Here is a 20,154-nt window from a genome sequence, read left to right on the forward strand (position 1 = left end):
GGGACTTATGAAAAAGAAGCAAAATCCCGTAAGGGAAAGGGGCGGTTCTCTGCCCGCAGGGATGAAAAAAATGTGGGGGGACCGGGTTTTTGATATGGTAAACGCCGTGTTGATGGTTTTTATCTGCCTGGTGATTGCTTATCCACTTTATTATGTACTGCTGGCTTCCTTCACCGATCCTACGATTGTGAATTCGGGAAAGATTCTGTTGTATCCGGAAAAGCTCTTCCTGGGCGGGTACAAAAAGATATTTCAGTACCGTCCTATTTGGACGGGTTATGCCAATACACTTATTTATACATTTGGCGGAACCGCAGCAGCCATAGCGGCAACGGTTCCCTGTGCGTTTGCCCTGTCCAGAAAGGCACTGTGGGGCAGGAGAGTGCTTAACTTCTTATTTACTTTTACCATGTTTTTCAGCGGCGGTATTATCCCGCTGTATCTGATTATCAATACGGTTGGCATATATGATTCAATATGGGCCATGATTCTGCCGACAGCGGTATCCGTATATAACCTGATTGTCTGCCGTTCTTTTTTCGATTCCAATATACCGGATGAACTGTACGACGCATCAAAAATCGACGGCTGCAATGATTTCGATTTTTTCTTCCGCGTAGCGGTTCCGCTGTCGTCGACGATTATTGCGGTTATGCTCCTCTTTTACGCCACATCCATATGGAATTCTTTTATGAATGCGCTGATGTTTATGGGGACGCAGGATAAGATGCCGCTGCAGGTAATCTTACGGAACCTGGTATTATCCAACCAGACCTCTGCCCTCACATCCAGCGGAACAGAGGTTGCACAGAGAATGAAGATGGCTGAGCAATTAAAATATTCCATTATTGTAGTATCGGCACTGCCGCTGCTGGTTGCTTATCCGTTTGTTCAGAAATATTTTGCAAAAGGTGTGTTAATGGGAGCTGTGAAAGGGTAGCGTGTTTTTGCAGCACGCTCCGGGAAAAGGAGATTGTATGAAAAAGAAAATGTTAGCATGTATGTTATGTTTGTGCGTGTGTGTTACGGCAGGATGCCAAAATACGCCCGCAGCGCAAAGCAGCCAAACGGAGCAGGACGGCGGTTCGGCAGAAGCCGGGCGCCTGGACAATTTTAATCTGGACGGGACGCTTCCTATTGTGAAGGATCCCGGTAAGATGGAGCCGATTACCATTGCGGTGGTGATTGGGGCGGACAGCTCGGTACCCACCAAAGACAAGGAAATGACCAAAAAAATTACGGAGGAAACGGGGATTCCGATTGAATGGCAGGAAATTCCCGCCGACGGTTCTGCGGAGAAAATCAACCTTATGCTGACCAGCGGGGAATATCCCGACGTTTTCTGGAACGGAATCAGCAGCGATATGGCGGTTCAGTATTCCGATCAGGATATTTTTGTCCCGACGGAGGATTTGATTGATCAATATGCGCCAAAGCTGGCACAGATATTCAAGGATCACCCCCAGTATAAGCAGGGCTCCACAACACCCAACGGCCATAGCTATGGCTTCCCTTATATTGAAGAGATGCACGGGCTTGTACTGACACCGGGGCCTTTTATGATAAACAAGGCCTGGCTGGATAAGGTGGGCAAACAAATGCCTGCCACAGTCGAAGAGTTTGTGGATTGCATGCGTGCATTTAAGGAGGCCGGCGATCTGAACGGGAACGGGGAAGCGGATGAAATCCCGTATGCTCTTGAATTCGGAAATGATGACGGGTTTGGTTCCTTTGATTCATTCTATTATTTTACCGGAGCCTTTGGAATGGCGGATTCGGTATGTTCGGGGAATGCTACGGCAAACCATCTGAGGCTGATTGACGGAAAAATAGTTTTTGCAGCCGCCGATGCGTCTTTCCGCAAAACCTGTGATTTCTTCCATGATATGTATGCAGAAGGGCTGATCGATCCGGATTCCTTTGCACCTTCCGGAACAGGAACCCCTCTATATATTAATAAGCTGGCACAGCCGGATGCGGTTATCGGGGCATTCCAGTGCTGGACGCCCAGAGATAATATTGTGGATTTGGACGTGAGAGAAGAATATGTCCCGCTGCCAAGACTGTCCGGACCGGAAGGAAAATGCGGAAATGTACTGAATTATTCGGAGATGCAGGATACCTCCATGGTGGCAATCACCGATAAGTGCGAATATCCGGAGGTAATAGCGGCGCTGGTAAATTACTGCATGGATCCGGAAATATCGATTACGCTGAATTGGGGTGCTATCGGTTATACCTATGTAAAAGGGGATGACGGCCTCCTGCATTTTAACCTGGATGAAAATGATAACATCATTCTGCAGAACGGCTGGCAGTATTTTTCAGAGCAGAGAACCAATACTTCCCCCACAAGAGGCTCCCTGGCTGTTTTAAATGAATATTACGACAAATATGTGGATTATACATGGGATGCGGTGCCGATTCTGGAAGGCCAGAGGGTAAACGGAAAAGAAGAATGCCTGGAGGAAATCCCCGCCATACCTAAAATGATGCTCTCTCTGGAAGAGAACAACAAGCTGTCACAGATCTATGGTACCATAGAGAATATTGTGAATGCATACCAGATGGATGCTGTTATGAACGGCACCACGGATGAGGGCTGGGATAAGTTCAAACAAGATCTGAACGCCGCCGGCATGGAAGAATTAGTTGCGATATATCAGGGAGCATATGACAGATATTGTTCCTTCGGCCAGTAGACAAAAACAACAACACACCTTGCAAAATAACAGTCCGCCGGGAATACCGGCGGGCTGGATTTATGTACTATACTGTAATGAACTCCTGTGACCGATTCATCGGGAATGGGAATGCATGAAATTGCATAGGAACCATATAAATGACACTCTTAAGGTGTGTACCGTAAATATTTTGCACTTCTGGTAAATACGGAGTACACAGTGTACCTCTGTCTGCTGAACTGTTACCAAAAAGTTTACCAAAAAGATGGTATATGCAAATAAAAAGGGTACTTGAAAAAATCAAGTACCCCGTGTATAATCTACTTAGAAGTAATCAAAGGATTGGGTGATCCAATGATTGCACTTCGGATTGACACATAATTTTTAGTTACGGGCTATCCTCTAATGGCAGTAGAGGATAGCTATTTTTTGTCCTGATGGTTATCTATGTAAGCAAGTGCCGCAAAAATTACCAGCACCAATGTCAACACTTCAAGTGTGTCCATGCTCCCTTTCCTCCTTCGTTTATTTCCGAAGGAAACCATCAGACTATCCTCTGATTTCTTTTCAATTATACGTAGATATTTTATCATGCAGAAGATGAATATGCAACGATAAACCAAATGTATTTTAAAGCTAAACTACACTTTACAAGTGACCACAATTAGAAATAAGCGAGTTCCCGAAAGGGAAAGTAGCTGTTCGAAGCCCGGGAAGCCAAATGCCCGCCGGGAATACCGGCGGGCTGGATTTATGTACTAAACCAATTCTTTATTTCCGAAATACATTTCCTTAATCCGTTCCAACGTAATATCAGGCAGCCTTTTCTTCTCCTCCCGGGACAGTTCATTCGGATAGATCGGCTCCCCATATTCAATAACCACATGGGTTTTCTTAATTCTGGGGAAATGATCTTCAAAAACATCCCCCGCATTATTCAGGGCAATGGGGATGACAGGACAGCCGCTTTTTTCTGCGATCTTAAAGCTTCCGGCATGGAAAGGCAGAAACGTATCAACCACCTTGTTGCGCGTACCCTCCGGGAAAATACAGATGGAAATCCCATCTTTGATTTTACTGATTGCAGTAAGGATAATTTTAGCTCCCTGCTTCAGATCCTTCCGATCCAGGAACAGGCAATGCAGGTTTTTCATCCAGTGGCTCAGAAGCGGGATTTTCAGCATTTCCACCTTTGCCACATATCCGGTGGGGCGGGGAACCCGTACATAGGTCATGAGAATATCAAAATAGCTGCGGTGATTGCCGATATAAAGGACAGCCTGATCCTTTGGGATTCGATCCTCACCGATATAGGTGATTTTTACACCGGACAGGCGCAGACACCAGCGGAATGCCCAATTGACAATCGCAAGGGAACTGCGGTTTTTAATATCCATATTAAATTTACCGATAATCCACTCTGCGATGAGTAACGGAATGCTCAGGATGAGAAACAGAATAACAAACAATGCCACACTGATAAAACGAATCATAGGATAATCCCTTCCTTTTCTGGTTGCGTAAAGGCAGCGGAAGCAAAGACTACGCTGCCTTTTTAGTATATACTACCATTATTGCCAACGCAAGAGATTGTTAAGGGAAAACTCTTGGCCGTCCATCGTTGTTATTCATGGCCTTGTGCCTGCTGCCCGGTGGTTATGCCTGCCCGTTTTCCCCACCCGGTTTTTCCCTGGGGCGGCGGTGCTGCAAGGATTCCTGGAAGGGGCGTCTGAAAACGCCAGTCCTTGCGCTGTGTCCTGTGCAGCGTTAGTACTGCTGCGTTTTCGGCCGAGCGGGAGCGGACCCTGGAAGGAACCTTGCAGCACCGCCGCCCCAGGGAAAAACCGGGTGGGGAAAACGGGCAGGCATAACCACCGGGCAGCAGGCACAAGGCCATGAACGGTAGCTTCCACCCAAAAAATAAGTAATGAATCCAAAAAAACAGTAATCTTACGAATGAAAACCTTTGTTACAATAAAGATATCAGGAAACAACAAAACAGGGCAAGGACCGGAAGGGACAGGTGTCCGGCTGCCCGGACGGATGTGCGCGCTGTGAGGCGCAGATGGGAGAAGAAATGAAAAAGAAACTGGTCAGTATCTTATTGTGTGCAGCTATGGGGGTAACAGCTCTGGCAGGCTGCGGGAACAGTTCCGGTGCGGGAGCGGCGAGTGAGCCGGCGGCAGCCGTACAGGAGGAAAGCAAAACGGAGGAGGGTTCCGCGCAGGCGACGGAGAGTCAGGAAAGTGCGCCTGCAGAGGCCGCCGGTGTGGACGGCGGCGGGGAAACCCTGAATGTTATGTGTCATTCCAGCTGGAGGACTGAAGAAGCCAATGCGGTGTTTGATTATGTGGCGGAAAAATGTAACGTTAAATTTGAATTTGAAGAGGTGCCGGAGGGCGGATCCGGAAACGAGCTGATTTTTGCAAAAATGCAGTCCGGTGAGGTCCCGGATATCCTTTGGTGGCAGGGGGCTAAGACAAGTGCTACGGAAATCGGGGAAGATTTATTTATGGAACTGTCCGGCGGCTGGACACAGGATTATAATGCCAGCATTCTGGAATCCCCCAACCAGACCTACAATGGAAGGCTGATATGCGCACCCTTCGGGGATGTAACCGTTTTCGGCATGTGTTACAATAAGCAGGTTTTTGCGGACAACAAGATTGCAGTTCCCCAGACCTGGGAGGAATTCCTGGCTGCCTGTGAGACACTGAAGGCCGCAGGGGTTACCCCCATGTACATTTCGGGAACAACGGATAATGAGTGGACACTTCAGATCATTCCCATTGACGCCCGGCTGAAGCAGGAGAGTACGGTGCCCGGAAGCATTGCATCTCTAAACAGCCATGAAAAGCTTTGGGCGGATATGGAATATATGCAGCTCACCTTTGAACGGATGAAGGAAATGAAGGATCAAGGCTATATCCAGGATACCTTCCTGTCGGACAGCTATGCGGATGCCCAGGAAGCGCTGCTCACGGGCACGGCTGCCATGTATCCCCAGGCAACCTGGATCTATGCGGAGCTGACCAAGCTGGCGGAATCGGAGGAGGAGCTGGATAATATCGGATTTTTCCCTATTCCCGCCACGGATGCGGCAGATTCCATCGCTTATACGGAAACTCCCACCGGGTTTGTGATTCCGGCAGGCGGAAAAAAAGCGGAGTTGGCAGCTCAGATTGTGGGAGAACTGGTATCGAAAGAAGCGATGACAGAGTATTATAAGCTGCACCAGGGCATTCCCGCCGTAAACGGCGTGGAAGTGGAGCTGAGCAGTATCCCGGCGGATGTATCCGCCCTGATGGAAGCGGGAAAAACCAATACCCTTCCCAATACCCTGTATTCCACTCCTTCCATGGCAAGTGACGTACAGGCCATGCTGGCGGGTGACAAGACCCCCGAAGAGGTTCTGGCAGGCTATGATACCGACTGGGATACCTATGCAAAAGAAGCGGGTAATCCGGACTGGGGCTATTGATCCCCATCGGATAAGGGACGCGGGTCCGGCCCTGCAGCCGGGCTCCTGTCCCTTTTTTAGAAGGAAGGAATGATATATGTTAAGAAAAAAACAATACCCCGTCTATTTTGCCCTGCCCGGTATTTTCCTTTTTCTGCTTTTTTTTATCGTCCCGTTTCTTATGGGCTTCCGGTATTCTTTTACGAACTGGAATTTCAGGAGAGCGGATTTCGTAGGCCTGGAAAACTATGTGAGTATTCTGAAAAACCCGAATATGAGCATTGCTTTTAAAAACACGTTCCTCTTTACCATAGTAACCACCGCGGGAAAGGTGTCCATCGGTATGCTTCTGGCGGTGCTGCTGAACCGGCAACTGAAAACCACCAACTATCTGCGCACTGTTTTTTATATGCCGGCGGTAGTCAATTCCATAGCGGTAGGCATTGTTTTCACTTCTTTGATGCACCCCTCCAAGGGATTGATCAATACGGCGCTGCGTGCGGCGGGACTCACCGGTTTCCAGCCGAAATGGCTGACGGATACGGGCATTGCCATGCTGTCCATCTGTTTTATCGAAATCTGGAAATGGTCCGGGTATACCATGATGATTCTATTGGCCGGCATGCAGAATATATCCAAAGATTATTACGAGGCAGCGCTCATGGACGGGGCTACTAAATGGCAGCAGTTTACTAAAATCACGGTTCCTCTTTTGATGGCATCTATCAATAACGTGGTAGTGTTGAGTATCATCGGCGGACTGAAGGTATTTGATATCGTTGTGGCGACGACGGGAGGAGGGCCGGGCTATGCCACGGAGGTATTCAATACCATGATTTATAATTCCTACAGCTACCAGAAATATGGGGAAGCCACAGCGGGAACCACCCTGCTGGCTGTGATGATTCTCATCATAACCCTGTGCACCTACCGGACAATTGCCAAAAATGAGGTGGAGGTTTGATGAATAAGAAAAAAAGTAAGCAGGCTGTTTGTGAAATGTTGGGCGTCCTGATCAGCTTCCTGGTTCTGGTTCCTTTTCTGATGGTGTTCCTGAATTCCATGAAAAGCAAAAGGCAGGCCAATCTGCTGGAATTGAGCCTGACCGGAATCTCCTGGAACCAGTTCCTGGAAAACTACGGAACCGTAATCCGGGAGGCCAGGCTGGTCTCCAGCTTTATGAACAGTGCCATAGTCACCTTTCTGGGAGCGGCTCTGGTGCTCTCCTGTGCTTCCATGGCAGCTTTTGTCGTGGTCAGGAGAAAAACAAGGGCCATGAGGGCGGTGAATAATTTTATCGTGATGGGCCTGACGCTTCCCCTGGCAATGGTACCGGTTTATTTTATGCTGTCAAAAGTACATATGACCACTGGAACAGGAGCGGTTGCCGGTGCTATACTGGTATATGCAGCCAGTATTTTCCCTTTTATCTTTTTTATTTATACCGGTTTTATCAAGGGGATTTCCAGTGAAATTGACGAAGCCGCGATCATTGACGGTGCAAGCCCCCTTCTCATGTATTTCCGTATTATTTTCCCGTTGCTCAAGCCGGTGACCATCACTGCGCTGATGCATTGCGTGATGTCCATATGGAATGATTTCGGGATTTCCCTTTATTTGCTGAACAGTGCAAAAAGGACCACCGCGGTGCTCACCACCTATCTGTTTATGGGACAGAAGGCGTCGGACTGGCAGCTGCTGTTTGCGGATGTGGTATTGGTTTCCATGCCCATTGTCATTTTGTATCTGTTTATGCAGAAGTATATTGTGGCAGGGCTGGCGGACGGGGCGGTAAAGGGTTAACTTATGAAGAAAAAGTTTTTCAGTATGAAGCATAAATTTGTTATTATTGTGGCCAGCCTGCTTTTTGTATTTGTTCTGGCCACAACCGTGATCTGGGGAGTGGCTTTTACCCGTGAAATTGACGAGCGCGGGGTGGAGTATGCGAGTCAGATGACGGAAACTGCCAACGGAAACGTGGAAAGCTATTTAAAAAAGCTGCGCCTCATTGCTTTTGTCCTGCAGAATAATACGCTGGCAAAGCCCATACTGAATAAAACCTCTTATGAGGACGACAGTGAACGTCTGACGGATATGAGAAATATGCAGCTTTTATTAAAGGCTGTCATGACCGGTGCGGAATATATGCAGAATATTTATGTGTATACGGAAAACGGAATGGAATTCTCCGCGGGAGGGGCGTATACGGAGCTGGATGATAAAACCCTGAAGTATTATAAGGATATGGCCGGAAAACAGGATGTGGTATTCGGGGTACAGCAGGCCCGGGATAAATACGATTATCCGCGGATCGTGCTGACAAAGCAGCTGAATATGGGAAAAGGGACGCCCGGGGCCTGGGTGGTCATGCTGATTAACTGCCGCGGGATATATGGGATTTATAACGAGACGGAACGATATGACTCGGGGCTGCTCGTCTGGGATAAAGCCTGCGGGCAGGAAATATACAGAAATAACCTGGAATGGTTTACGCAGGAGGGCGCTGTCGGAGCCGAAGAGATATCCGGAATGGTATGCAGTCAGGATAAGGCGGTGTGCAGGATCGGAAACCGGAAGGTGCTGCTGCTGCGGATGGTATCGGAAGTGACCGGCTGGCAGAGCATTGTGCTGATACCCTATGAACAGATTTCCGGGCAGCACAGCAGAATGCTGTCAATCAACGCAGTGGTGCTGGTGCTGCTGTCCCTGGTTGCGGTATTTTTATGCCGCGTCCTGGCGGAACGGTTCTTAAAAAATATAGAAATCCTCACCGATGCGGTGGGAAAAATACAGAAATCGAATCTCTGCCTTGATGTGGCTATCCACTCCGGCGATGAGGCGGAGGTGCTGTATCACCGGTTCGGGGATATGATCGATCGGATCAAAGAACAGATCACGGATATTAAAAAGCATGAAAAGGAAAAAAGGGTATTGGCATTGAGGGCCTTACAGGCCCAGATCAATCCCCATTTTCTGTATAACAGCCTGAATACCATCAAATGGATGGGACAGATGCAGGGGGCGGATTCCATTGTGGATGCGGTAAATGCCCTCAGCTCCATCATGCAGGTAAATATGTCTAAGAATACTTATATGACCTTTCAGGAGGAACTGGATTATCTGAATAAATATGTCTGCATGAAGGAATTCCAGAAGGCGGCCCGTATAAAATTCGTATGCAGAATCGAGGAAGGGCTGCGGTCATGCTATATTCTTAAGATGCTCATACAGCCTATTGTGGAAAATTCCCTGAAGCACGGCGGGGTGATGGATCGGGAGGGCGGTTGTATTTCCGTATCCGTCTATTCCGAAGGGGAAGATGTGCAGATAGATGTGGAGGATAACGGAAAAGGGCTGAGTGAGGAGGAGAGCAGGGATATCCTTGCCAATCTCCAGAATGGGGAAGGGATAGGCCTGTTCAATATCCAGAAACGGATTCAGCTATATTACGGAGAGAAATACGGTGTGAGCATCACAGGGGAAAAAGGCATTTTCACCTGTGTTTCGCTGCGCATTCCGAAAAGATATCAGGTTGGTGAAGAAGATGATTAGAGTATTGTTGGTGGATGATGAATTGCTCAGCAGGATGATGGTACGCTCTCTCATCGACTGGGAAAAGGAAGGCTATTGCGTCTGCGGGGAATGCGGCGACGGCGAACAGGCATGGTCCCTGCTCCCTCTGCTGCGTCCCCAGATCGTGATTACCGATGTCAGGATGAACCGGATGAACGGGGATGAACTGGTGCGCCGGATCGCCCGGGAATATCCCGAAATCTGTACCATTTGCCTGAGCGGCTACGATGATTACAAATATGTGAGGGATGTATTAAAGCATAATGCCATCGATTATCTGATTAAAAATGATCTGACGCCCGACAGCCTGCTGGAATCGCTGCATAAAGCGGAGGAGGTCCTGAAAGTAGGCCCTAAAATCAAAAAAGATGAGAACAACCTGCAGGCGCTGCGCAGGCAGTTTGTGCTGCAGCTGATAAGCGGGGAATACCGGGGAAAAGAGGCATTTATTGAACGGGATATGCAGGTCTTGTCCATTGAACTGGATGCCGGCCGGGTCATTCCCGTGCTTTTGAGTATCCGGAATCTGGAGGAAAAGATAAACGGAGGGACCCTGCGGGATAAAAGGCTGGTGATTTTTTCCGTGTGCAACGTGCTGGAAGAAATTATACGGGAAGAATTCCAGGGGCTTGCCGTGCCTCTGGAAAAGAATGAAATACTGCTGCTCATTTCCCTGAACGGCGTTGTCAGCGAGCAGAAAGCGGGGGAGGAGCTGCGCCGGATCGTAAACCGCAGCAGCTTCTGCCTGGATAAATTCATGCGTCTGGAAGGAAATTTCCATATCGGAAGATCCGGTGCACTGACGGAAATGCAGGACGGCTTCCAGGAGTTGGAAAACAGGAGGAGAAATGAATTCCTGGACTTAAATAAGCCTAAAGAGGCCGCAGCCAATCGGGAATACAATGAAGGGAATGGCATCCGCCTGGAGGAGGAGCAAAAGCTGACGGCGGCCCTGAAGCAGGGGGATAAGGAAGCGCTGGAGGACGTACTGGAAGGGATTTTCCGGGAAATCTATGAAAAGAACACGGGAAGGACCGGCTGCAGCCAGCTTTTTTCCGATTTGATCATCCTTTCTTTATCCTTCTGCAAAAAGCAGGGCATCGCGTATGAAAAGGTGTACCGGCACCGCACCGGCGTTCTGGAGTATGTGGCCTCGCTGGAAAAGCTGAAGGAATGCCGTGAATTTTTCCTGCAGCTTTTCGGGGCCGTTCTTGCGGAAAACGGAAGGCTGGAAAACGGGAAAGACTATTCCGTTCCGGTAAAGAAAGTGGTATCCTATATCCATCAACATTACAGGGAAGGGATATCCCTGGTGGATGCGGCGGAAAATGCGGGCATGAACAGCTCTTATCTGAGCACCCTGTTCAAGGCCGAGGTGGGAACCGGGTTCGTGGAATATCTGAACGAGGTGCGTTTGGAACGGGCCAAGGAATGTATGGATACTTCGGACGGGAAGCTGAAGGAAATCATAGACCGTTCCGGCTTTACCAGCTACCCCTACTTTTTCAGCCTGTTTAAAAAGAAATATGGGATGACACCGAAGGAATATCAGAAAAGCCGGAAGTAGAGCGTGCAGAAAGAATTTCCGGACACGCGTAAGGAGGAGAAGGATTATGGCGGCGTTTGAACTTATTTTTCTGGGTACGGGAGCTGCCGACTGGCCGCTGCGGCCGGGAGCGGATGTGAGATACGATACGGGCGGAGTTATCCGCCGTACTTCCAGCCTGCTGGTCAACGGAACATATCTGATTGATCCGGCCCCGGAGTCCTGGTTTTTTGCCAAAAAGGTACTGAAGCTGGACTTATCGGGGCTGAAAGGCATATTTCTCACCCATAGCCATAAGGATCATTTCAGCCATAAGGCGTTGCATGATTTTCTGGGAGAAGCAAAGGGAAAGGTGGGTTTTTACTGCCATGAAGGTACGCTTCCCTGGCTGAAGCTTACCCGGGAGGAGCTGGATCGGATGAGGCTGCATCCGCTGAAGACCGGCGTGCGGGTAAAAGCCGGGAGGGTGTCCGTTCTGCCGCTTGGAGCCAACCATGAGGTGTCCAGGACACAGGAAACGGCTCTCCACTATCTGTTTTCGGCAGAAGGGAAGGCTTTTTTCTACGGCTGCGACGGCGCCTGGTTTCTGGCCCATACCTGGTCGCTCTTGCAGAAGCAGAAGCTGGATGTGATGATTCTGGAGGCTACGGTGGGAAATCTGCGGGCCAATTACCGGATAGGCGGACATAATACCCTGCCCATGGTGGAGCTTCTCGAGGCTTCCGTCAGGGAATGCGGTATCCTGAAGGAGGACGGGAAGCTGGTGCTTTCCCATATGGCGAGAGAGCTGCACAGCCCGGATGAGACGTATGGAAGCAAGATTGCGGCATATGATGGAATGAAGCTGGAAATATAGGAGGGAAATGTATATGAAAACAAAGGTCTGGGCACACCGGGGAGCGAGCGCATATGCGCCGGAAAATACACTGGAGGCCTTCCGCCTGGGAGCGGAGCAGGGGGCGGACGGCGTGGAGCTGGACGTACAGCTTAGTAAAGACGGGGAGCTGGTGGTAATCCATGATGAGACGATTGACCGGGTAAGCGGCGGGCATGGATATGTGCGGGATTATACACTGGAGGAACTGAGGAAACTACAGTTTAACAAAACCCATCCGGAATATCAGGATGTGCGGATCCCCACGCTGGGGGAGGTCTATGACCTTTTGAAGCCTTTGGGTCTGGAAATCAATGTGGAAATCAAGACGGGGATTTATTTTTATCCGGGTATTGAAGAAAAATTGTATCTGCTGGAGAAGGAAAAGGGGATGCAGGGAAAAATCATATATTCGTCCTTTAACCATTACAGCGTGATGAAAATGCGGGAATTTGATCCGGCGGCGAGAACCGGGCTGCTGTATGGGGACGGCTTCCAGGATGTTCCCGGCTATGCGGCCGGGCTGGGGGCGGACGCCCTTCATCCGGCGCTGTATAACCTGCAGTATGACGGTTTTCTGGAAGCGTGCCGGGATAGGAAGCTGCTTCTGCATGTCTGGACAGTGGATGAAGAAAAATATATGCAGTATCTGGTCCGGGAAGGCATTGACGCCATAATCACAAACAAACCTGACGTTGCCCGCAATATTGTGGATAACGGGTAAAAAAACAAACAGGATTGTGGAAAAAGCAGGCATAGGACATCCTGTACGCCAATAGATTAGTAAAAAAGACGGATAGGTTCTTTATGAAAAAAATATGCTTGCTGGTGATAGCCTCCATTATGGCTGCCTGCCTTTCTGCCTGCGGCGGTGATACGGTAAACGAACAAAACCGGGAAAATCTGGAATTCACGGTGGTGAGTGAGGATAGGCTGCCGGATGAGCTGAAGGAAATCCTGGATCAGAAAAAGGAAAGTGCCTTCAAGCTTACCTATGCGGACGAGGGGTACCTGTATATCTGTATCGGGTACGGAAAGCAGGAAAGCGGCGGCTACAGTGTTACGGTGAATGATTTGTACGAGACGGAGAATGCGGTCTATGTAAATACCAACCTGCTGGGGCCGAAGGCAGGAAGCGCCCCCGCGACGAGTCCTTCTTATCCTTATATTGTATTGAAGATTGAATTCCGCGATAAAACGGTGGTATTTGATTGAAGAGAGGCTGCCGGACTGCCATCCGGCATCCGGATCTACCGTGAATGAGGTGGGGCGGAAAGTCCGTGTCCCCCTTCGCCCCGGCCTGCTTTGGGGGGAAAGGGAGCACGGACTTTCCGCCGTTTGGGCGGCACTCCTGCGCCTGGTATAGATCACCGGGAACGGGACTGGATGATACCTTTATAGCCTTCAGGGAGGTCTGTAAAGCTGTTGTGCCAGAACTTGTTTCAGCAACATATGTAAACCTCCGTCTTTAAACAGCGTAAATTAATTTTCCACTATTCTCAACTTGTCCACTGGGATATTCCCTATCTCCGACTCTGCAGTATTAGCGAATACCATCATCGCGGTTTCAGGAGATGTTGGCCAACGAATGACGCAAAGGGCAGGGCACTGGGTAGGCACGGGCTCCTACAGAGGGCTGAACTGTTACCGCTTATTTCGAATATGGGATATAATCAATTGTTTTAATTAGAATTTTGGGCTATAATAAAGTAGATTTGGAGGTATATATGAGAATTTATCTGGATAATTGTTGCTATAATCGTTTGCTGGATGACCGAAGCTATTCGCAAATATACTATGAAAGAAATTCGGTTATGCTATTTTGGAGTTAGTGGAGCAGTCAGCAATTCGTTTAATTGGTAGTGAAATGCTTGTCAGGGAAATGAATGATACGCAGGATTTGTATAAGATTCCGTATTACAACTGGTATATGGGCTGTGTTCAGAGGAAACTAAAATCACTTTACAAATAGTAGATAGGGCAGAGGAAATAAGGCATAATTCTAATATAAAGTATAAAGACAGTATTCATTTGGCCTGTGCGGAAGCAGCAAAGGCAGATGTATTATTAACAACAGATAGAAAATTTATGAATAATTGTAACCGTATTAACACGTACACGAGGGTATTAGGTCCTAATCAGTGGTTATTGGAGGTGCTGTATTTATGATTACAAAGCGATTAAATATAATGAGCAGTACAGAAATTCAGAAAAAAGGATTAATTGCATTAAAAGAGACTTTGGGGATAACGGGTACAATTAAGTTCCTTGAGCAGTTTGATAACGGAGGCTCTGGGGATTATACAACGGAGAAATATGAAAATGACGAACCTGAACCTACTGACGAAGAAATTCGTAAGATGTTCGGCTATTAGGAACACGGCCATAGTGAAAATGTTGCTTATATAAAAGTTCTGGCTTTGGCTAGAGCTTTTATAATTTTGTCGTTAACTTGACATAAGCGTGGTGAAAATTTTGTAAATAGGTATGGCCGTCGCCTAAGCGACTTGGTACAATAGAAATACTTAATGGTTAAAAACCTTGCGGGCAGCCGGCGGAAGCGCATGGGAATGGGGGCATGGACCGGCTGGTTTTGAGAGTAAAGGAGAACGGCATGCTGTTAATTAAAAATGCACGAATGATAGACCCTGCGTCCGGTACGGATGCCAAAAAGGATGTTCTGGTGCAGGGGGAGAAAATACGTAAAATTAGGGACACGATCCGGGAAGACGAGGCGGCTGTTTTTTCCGGGGACGAAGCGGACATGCTTCAGGTGATTGATGGGGAGGGACTGATTGCGGCTCCGGGCCTGGTGGATGCCCATGTGCATTTCCGTGATCCTGGATTTACGGAAAAAGAAGATATAAATACGGGGGCGCGGGCGGCAGCGGCAGGGGGGATTACCACGGTGATTCTCATGGCGAATACCAGGCCCTGTGTGGATAACAGGGAAACCTTGAGGTATGTGCTGGAAAAGGGGAGTCATACGTCTGTCCATGTGAAGAGCTGTGCCAATGTTACCATGGGTATGAAGGGGGAAGAGCTTACGGATATGGCAGGCCTTCTGGCAGAAGGGGCGGCAGGGTTTACGGATGACGGCATCCCTCTTTTAAAGGAAGAAACAGCGCGTAAAGCCATGGAAACGGCGGCGGCGCTGGGTGTCCCCATCAGCTTTCATGAAGAAAATCCGGCATTTATTGAGAATAACGGCATCAACCGGGGAAAGGCCAGTGCGTATTACGGGATAGGAGGTTCCGACCGGCAGGCGGAAATCGATATGATTGCAAGAGATGTGCGTCTGGCGGAGGAAACCGGGGCTGCGGTGGTTATTCAGCATATCAGCACCCGGGAAGGGGTGGCGCTGGTACGGGAGGCGAAACGGCGGGGGGCGGATGTCCATGCGGAGGCGGCACCCCATCATTTTACCCTGACGGAGGAGGCGGTTATCCGATACGGAAGTCTTGCCAAAATGAATCCGCCCCTCCGGGAGGAAGCGGACAGGCAGGCCATTATAGAGGGCCTGCAGGATAATACCATTGATATGATAGCCACGGATCATGCCCCCCATACGGCGCAGGAGAAGCAGAAGCCCCTGACGGAGGCGCCCAGCGGTATTATCGGTCTGGAAACCTCGCTTTCCCTAGGGATTATGGAGCTGGTGGATACCGGAAAGCTGACCCTTTCCCAGCTGTTGGAGCGTTTGTCCCTGGCACCCGCCAGACTTTACCGCCTGGATGCGGGATATCTTGCGGAAGGTGGCCCTGCGGATCTCATTCTCTTTAATGATAAAGAAACGTGGAAGGCGGAGCGTTTTTACTCCAAATCTGCAAATACGCCTTTTCTGGGGCGGGAACTTAAGGGAAGGATCCACTATACGATATGCGCGGGAAGGATAGCTTACCGGATTAGATCATAAAGCAGGCTCCATCCATGCGGCGGTATGTAGTGTTCCTCATGGACGGAAGGATACCATTTGCGAATGTAAAAACAGAAAGGATTGAAAATGGCACTAAAGAAAAAAGAAAAAGCCACGGTTTTAAGCCAGCGGGAGATCGCTCCCGGCATCTACGACTGCCGGATCGGCACCAGTTTAGCCCGGGACGCGGCACCGGGCCAGTTTATTGCTCTTTATCCCCGGGATAAAAGCACCCTGCTCCCCCGCCCTATCAGCATCTGCGAGGTGGATAAGGAGGAAGGGAGCCTGCGTATCGTGTACCGGGTGGCAGGCAAAGGAACCGGGGAATTTTCCACGTACCGGGAAGGTGACGGGGTGGATATCCTGGGAATTCTGGGTAACGGCTTCCCCCTGGATAAAGCGGGGGAAGGGCAGACCGCATTCCTGATAGGCGGCGGTATCGGTGTACCGCCTATTCTGGAGCTTGCCAAACAGCTGAAATGTGATAAAAAGATAATTGTGGGATACCGGGATGATCATTGCTTCCTGCGATCGGATTTTGAAAAAAACGGCCGGGTGTACATCGCCACGGAGGACGGCAGCGTGGGAACCAAAGGCAATGTAATGGACGCCATCCGTGAAAACGGGCTGAAGGCCGACATCATTTATGCCTGCGGCCCCATGCCTATGCTCCGGGCTGTCAGACAGTATGCGCTGGAAGCGGATATCCCGGCTTATATTTCCCTGGAGGAGCGCATGGCCTGCGGTGTGGGGGCATGCCTGGGCTGTGTCTGTAAAACAAAGGATGTGGACGCCCATTCCCATGTCCATAATGCCCGGATATGTACGGACGGGCCTGTGTTTGAAGCCAGGGAGGTGGATTGTTGAAGATGAATACAAAAGTTACCATAGCAGGTGTTACCTTTAAAAACCCGGTGATGACCGCATCCGGTACCTTTGGATCCGGCATGGAATACGGGGAATTCGTGGATTTAAACCAGCTGGGTGCCGTAGTGACCAAGGGGGTGGCCAATGTACCATGGCCCGGAAATCCCACGCCCAGGGTGGCGGAGGTATACGGCGGCATGCTCAATGCCATCGGGCTGCAGAACCCGGGGATTGATGTGTTTATAGAAAGGGATATCCCTTTTTTAAAGCAGTACGATACGAAGATCATTGTCAATGTATGCGGAAAAACAGTGGAGGACTATCTGGAGGTGGTGGAACGTCTGGCGGACACGGATGTGGATATGCTGGAAATCAATGTTTCCTGTCCCAATGTGAAGGAAGGGGCCATAGCCTTCGGCCAGAGGGCGGACTGCCTGTCCGACATCACCGCGGCGGTAAAGAAAAAAGCCAGACAGCCCATTATCATGAAGCTGAGCCCCAATGTAACCGATATTGCGGAGATGGCAAAGGCGGCGGAGGCGGCGGGTGCGGATGCCGTTTCCCTCATTAACACCCTCACGGGGATGAAAATTGATATCCGCCGCAGGAACTTTGTGCTGGCAAATAAAACAGGCGGCATGTCCGGCCCTGCCGTCAAGCCGGTGGCCGTACGCATGGTTTACCAGTGTGCCCGGGCGGTTTCCATTCCCATTATCGGTATGGGCGGCATATCCAACGCCGAAGATGCCCTGGAATTCCTAATGGCCGGAGCCACCGCAGTGGCCGTGGGCGCCGCCAATTTTATCAATCCTTATGCCACCGAAGAGGTGGTGAAAGGGATCGAAGCATTTATGAAGGAAGAGAAGATTCAGGATATCCATGAAATTATCGGATGTGTGAAATAAAGCACCGGTAAAAATGCCGCCTGTGGGGTTACGGCCGGTTCTTTCTCGCGTTTGGGTATCCTGTACCACGCCCTGTGCAGTATGCTGTTCCCCAGATGCTTTATATACCGTGAAGATGAGACCAATCCCATGGGGCAGCCTATCTGCCACATGGGATGCTTTGGGCTCATCGGAACGTTTGGTATATCAGTATCTGGGGAACAGCATACTGCACAGGGCGTGGTACAGGATACCCAAACGCGAGAAAGAACCTTACGGCCTGCCCCGGCGGTATTTTTTTTGCCCGCAGCCGTCATATTTTAGCATCCGGCGAATACATTGTACAAAGGCATTCGCGTGGAGGGTATTCGTATGGAATTAATAAAAAAGAATATACATATGGACCGCATTAAATGTAAGGCCAGTACGCAGGTGACGATGGAAGACGATATCAATATCACGGATTCCAGGCCGGACGTTTACCAGCTCATCGAGGAGCAGGGGGAAGTGGTCATCGATGAAATCAGAGCGGTGCAGGATCATGTGTATATCAAAGGAAAGCTGGAATTTAGCGTCCTGTATCTGTCGGACGATGATGTGCGCCGTCCTGCCAGCATGGAAGGAAGCATTCCTTTTGACGAACAGATTTATATGGAAGGAGTGGTTTCCACCGACAGCGTTTCCGTGAAAAAGGATCTGGAGGATTTGAGTGTCGGAATGATAAACTCCAGAAAACTGAGCGTGCAGGCGCTGATCCGGCTGGGGCTGTATGTGGAAGAGCTTTATGATGAAGAGGCGGCGGTGGAGCTGAGCAGCAGCGAACCGGTGGAATTCAGGCAGAAAACCATCAATCTCGCCGGCCTGGCTATCCAGAAAAAGGATATTTTCCGTATCCGTGAAGAAATGGAACTGCCTAACGGGTATCCCAATATCTTTACTATTTTCTGGCAGACCTGCAAGCTGGGGGAAACACAGTTCCGGCTGTCGGAAGGGAAGCTTTCCATCCAGGGAGAGGTCCATCTGTTCTTCCTTTACGAAGGAGAAGGGGAGAACCGCCCTGTCATGTGGTATGAGTCTTCGATCCCGTTCAGCGGCGTGCTGGACTGCCAGGGGATGAGGGAACGCATGGTGGACGATATCACCTGCCAGATCGGGCATAAGGAGCTGGAGGTAAAAGCGGATACCGACGGGGAAGAGCGGGTTATCGGTCTGGAAATCGTCCTCGACCTGGATATGAAAATATATGAAGAAGAGCAGACGGAAATTCTTTCCGATGTATATGGGGTTACCAAAGAAATGGAAGCAGTCGCCGGCGTAGGAAAGCTGAAACAGCTTCTGATGAAAAATATGGGAAAAACAAAGATTTCCGGCCGCTTTAAGGTTGCGGCAGGCCTGCCTAAAATGCAGCAGCTGTGTCACAGCGAATGCGAGATACAGATGGCGGAAACCAAGATTGTGGAGGAGGGCCTGCGGATTACCGGGGCGGCAGCGGTAAAGAGCCTGTACGGGACCGGAGATCCGGAGGTACCCTACGACAGCATAGCCGGTACGATTCCTTTCAGCTATGTACTGGAGATACCCGGCATCACACCGGAATGCACCTACAAGCTGGAATCGGTCCCCGAGGATCTGAGTGTTACCATGATCGATGCGGATGAGGTCGAGGTTAAGGCCGTCCTGGGTTTCCACGGTATTGTGTTCAGCCATTATGAAGAGCCTATGATCCAGGATGTGAAGGTGACGGATCTGGATCCCGATAAGCTCAGCAGCCTGCCCGGCATTGTCGCTTATATAGCGAGGGAAGGCGACAGCCTCTGGAATATCGGCAAAAAATATTATGTGCCGGTTTCCCAGATCAAGGATATCAATGAACTGACTTCGGATGAAATCCATCCGGGCGATAAATTATTGATTGTAAAAGGGATTTCCTGATAGCATAAGACACGTGAAGGAGCATGAACCGGGGGGAGCATGCTCCTGTTTTATGTGAATCCCAACGATTGCGCATGCACTCCGGCCGGATAGGCATACTCCGGAAGAGATGAATATGTTCTGGGGAAAGGAATGTACCGCGGATACAAAAAGCCTGCTGCCATTCAGGAATAATCAGGCGGCAGCAGGCGTGTGATCAGATATTCAGTTTTGACAGGTTGTTTGAAATCGATAAAAGGGTCCCCCAAAATTGAGGGATCCCCATCAAGGTCCGACAATATTGTCAGACCTTAATTCCATCCAGCAACCTACAATCTGGTGGCGGCCAAGCTGACAAGAATGGCCTGCCTGATATAGTCCAATGAAAAAGGGAAGCACATGGATACAAAAAGCCTGCTGCCATTCAGAAGCAATCCGG

At 49.6% G+C, this 20,154-nt stretch carries 17 protein-coding genes; 16 read left to right on the forward strand and 1 reads right to left on the reverse strand.

Features of this window, described 5'->3' with window-relative positions; translation table 11 throughout:
- The first annotated feature begins 7 nt into the window (after positions 1-7).
- Together DXA36_RS07880 and DXA36_RS07885 are read left to right on the forward strand one after the other, a co-directional pair.
- The gene (locus DXA36_RS07880) at positions 8-940 is read left to right on the forward strand and encodes a carbohydrate ABC transporter permease (protein WP_207666349.1); all 933 of its coding nucleotides are present in this window, start codon (positions 8-10) and stop codon (positions 938-940) included.
- 37 nt (positions 941-977) lie between these two features.
- Positions 978-2,702: an extracellular solute-binding protein gene (locus DXA36_RS07885; protein WP_118678045.1), complete on the forward strand. Its 1,725-nt coding sequence runs from the start codon at positions 978-980 to the stop codon at positions 2,700-2,702.
- Between the two features lie 740 nt (positions 2,703-3,442).
- Here DXA36_RS07885 and DXA36_RS07890 read toward each other — a convergent pair.
- Positions 3,443-4,177, reverse strand: a complete 735-nt coding sequence (locus DXA36_RS07890; RefSeq protein ID WP_118678047.1) for a lysophospholipid acyltransferase family protein — start codon at positions 4,175-4,177, stop codon at positions 3,443-3,445.
- A 584-nt stretch (positions 4,178-4,761) separates the two neighbouring features.
- On the opposite strand from DXA36_RS07890, the gene DXA36_RS07900 reads away from it, so the two are divergent.
- The 14 genes from DXA36_RS07900 (at position 4,762) to DXA36_RS07970 (ending at position 19,736) form a co-directional block, all read left to right on the forward strand.
- Positions 4,762-6,165, forward strand: coding sequence for an ABC transporter substrate-binding protein (locus DXA36_RS07900; protein WP_182478981.1), 1,404 nt, complete (start codon positions 4,762-4,764; stop codon positions 6,163-6,165).
- A 76-nt stretch (positions 6,166-6,241) separates the two neighbouring features.
- Positions 6,242-7,108 carry a carbohydrate ABC transporter permease gene (locus DXA36_RS07905; protein WP_118678053.1) on the forward strand — a complete coding sequence of 289 codons (867 nt, stop codon included), beginning with the start codon at positions 6,242-6,244 and terminating at the stop codon, positions 7,106-7,108.
- A complete protein-coding gene (locus tag DXA36_RS07910; RefSeq protein ID WP_118678055.1) occupies positions 7,108-7,947 on the forward strand; it encodes a carbohydrate ABC transporter permease in 840 nt (279 codons plus the stop codon). The genes DXA36_RS07905 and DXA36_RS07910 overlap by 1 nt, the downstream gene beginning before the upstream one ends.
- Before the next feature lie 3 nt (positions 7,948-7,950).
- Positions 7,951-9,696 carry a cache domain-containing sensor histidine kinase gene (locus tag DXA36_RS07915; RefSeq protein WP_118678057.1) on the forward strand — a complete coding sequence of 582 codons (1,746 nt, stop codon included), beginning with the start codon at positions 7,951-7,953 and terminating at the stop codon, positions 9,694-9,696.
- Positions 9,689-11,284, forward strand: coding sequence for a response regulator (locus tag DXA36_RS07920; protein ID WP_118678059.1), 1,596 nt, complete (start codon positions 9,689-9,691; stop codon positions 11,282-11,284). The genes DXA36_RS07915 and DXA36_RS07920 overlap by 8 nt, the downstream gene beginning before the upstream one ends.
- Before the next feature lie 46 nt (positions 11,285-11,330).
- Complete coding sequence (locus tag DXA36_RS07925) at positions 11,331-12,119, forward strand: MBL fold metallo-hydrolase (protein WP_118678061.1); 789 nt, start codon at positions 11,331-11,333, stop codon at positions 12,117-12,119.
- 13 nt (positions 12,120-12,132) lie between these two features.
- A complete protein-coding gene (locus DXA36_RS07930) occupies positions 12,133-12,861 on the forward strand; it encodes a glycerophosphodiester phosphodiesterase (protein ID WP_118678063.1) in 729 nt (242 codons plus the stop codon).
- A gap of 83 nt (positions 12,862-12,944) precedes the next feature.
- Complete coding sequence (locus tag DXA36_RS07935; protein ID WP_118678065.1) at positions 12,945-13,352, forward strand: protease complex subunit PrcB family protein; 408 nt, start codon at positions 12,945-12,947, stop codon at positions 13,350-13,352.
- Between the two features lie 792 nt (positions 13,353-14,144).
- Complete coding sequence (locus tag DXA36_RS34195; protein WP_243114592.1) at positions 14,145-14,306, forward strand: hypothetical protein; 162 nt, start codon at positions 14,145-14,147, stop codon at positions 14,304-14,306.
- Complete coding sequence (locus DXA36_RS07945; protein ID WP_118678067.1) at positions 14,303-14,512, forward strand: hypothetical protein; 210 nt, start codon at positions 14,303-14,305, stop codon at positions 14,510-14,512. Before DXA36_RS34195 ends, DXA36_RS07945 begins: the two co-directional genes overlap by 4 nt.
- A 239-nt stretch (positions 14,513-14,751) precedes the next feature.
- Positions 14,752-16,053, forward strand: coding sequence for a dihydroorotase (locus DXA36_RS07950; RefSeq protein ID WP_118678138.1), 1,302 nt, complete (start codon positions 14,752-14,754; stop codon positions 16,051-16,053).
- Between the two features lie 87 nt (positions 16,054-16,140).
- A complete protein-coding gene (locus tag DXA36_RS07955; RefSeq protein WP_118678069.1) occupies positions 16,141-16,920 on the forward strand; it encodes a dihydroorotate dehydrogenase electron transfer subunit in 780 nt (259 codons plus the stop codon).
- A 2-nt stretch (positions 16,921-16,922) separates the two neighbouring features.
- Positions 16,923-17,825, forward strand: coding sequence for a dihydroorotate dehydrogenase (locus DXA36_RS07960; protein WP_118678071.1), 903 nt, complete (start codon positions 16,923-16,925; stop codon positions 17,823-17,825).
- Positions 17,826-18,176: 351 nt separating this feature from the next.
- Entirely contained in the window at positions 18,177-19,736 is a 1,560-nt protein-coding gene (locus tag DXA36_RS07970; protein ID WP_118678075.1) for a DUF3794 and LysM peptidoglycan-binding domain-containing protein, read from the forward strand.
- Positions 19,737-20,154: the final 418 nt, after the last annotated feature.

The organism is Eisenbergiella sp. OF01-20 (genome assembly GCF_003478085.1).
In the GTDB taxonomy this organism is placed as follows: domain Bacteria; phylum Bacillota; class Clostridia; order Lachnospirales; family Lachnospiraceae; genus Eisenbergiella.

Excerpts from the sequence above, each read along its gene's own strand:
- DXA36_RS07925 (WP_118678061.1), top strand. The coding sequence starts at position 11,331 with ATGGCGGCGTTTGAACTTATTTTTCTGGGTACGGGAGCTGCCGACTGG.
- DXA36_RS07930 (WP_118678063.1), top strand. The coding sequence starts at position 12,133 with ATGAAAACAAAGGTCTGGGCACACCGGGGAGCGAGCGCATATGCGCCG.
- DXA36_RS07910 (WP_118678055.1), top strand. The coding sequence starts at position 7,108 with ATGAATAAGAAAAAAAGTAAGCAGGCTGTTTGTGAAATGTTGGGCGTC.
- DXA36_RS07905 (WP_118678053.1), top strand. The coding sequence starts at position 6,242 with ATGTTAAGAAAAAAACAATACCCCGTCTATTTTGCCCTGCCCGGTATT.
- DXA36_RS07900 (WP_182478981.1), top strand. The coding sequence starts at position 4,762 with ATGAAAAAGAAACTGGTCAGTATCTTATTGTGTGCAGCTATGGGGGTA.
- DXA36_RS07915 (WP_118678057.1), top strand. The coding sequence starts at position 7,951 with ATGAAGAAAAAGTTTTTCAGTATGAAGCATAAATTTGTTATTATTGTG.
- DXA36_RS07960 (WP_118678071.1), top strand. The coding sequence starts at position 16,923 with ATGAATACAAAAGTTACCATAGCAGGTGTTACCTTTAAAAACCCGGTG.
- DXA36_RS07955 (WP_118678069.1), top strand. The coding sequence starts at position 16,141 with ATGGCACTAAAGAAAAAAGAAAAAGCCACGGTTTTAAGCCAGCGGGAG.
- DXA36_RS07935 (WP_118678065.1), top strand. The coding sequence starts at position 12,945 with ATGAAAAAAATATGCTTGCTGGTGATAGCCTCCATTATGGCTGCCTGC.
- DXA36_RS07950 (WP_118678138.1), top strand. The coding sequence starts at position 14,752 with ATGCTGTTAATTAAAAATGCACGAATGATAGACCCTGCGTCCGGTACG.
- DXA36_RS07890 (WP_118678047.1), bottom strand. The coding sequence starts at position 4,177 with ATGATTCGTTTTATCAGTGTGGCATTGTTTGTTATTCTGTTTCTCATC.
- DXA36_RS07945 (WP_118678067.1), top strand. The coding sequence starts at position 14,303 with ATGATTACAAAGCGATTAAATATAATGAGCAGTACAGAAATTCAGAAA.
- DXA36_RS07920 (WP_118678059.1), top strand. The coding sequence starts at position 9,689 with ATGATTAGAGTATTGTTGGTGGATGATGAATTGCTCAGCAGGATGATG.
- DXA36_RS07885 (WP_118678045.1), top strand. The coding sequence starts at position 978 with ATGAAAAAGAAAATGTTAGCATGTATGTTATGTTTGTGCGTGTGTGTT.
- DXA36_RS07880 (WP_207666349.1), top strand. The coding sequence starts at position 8 with ATGAAAAAGAAGCAAAATCCCGTAAGGGAAAGGGGCGGTTCTCTGCCC.
- DXA36_RS07970 (WP_118678075.1), top strand. The coding sequence starts at position 18,177 with ATGGAATTAATAAAAAAGAATATACATATGGACCGCATTAAATGTAAG.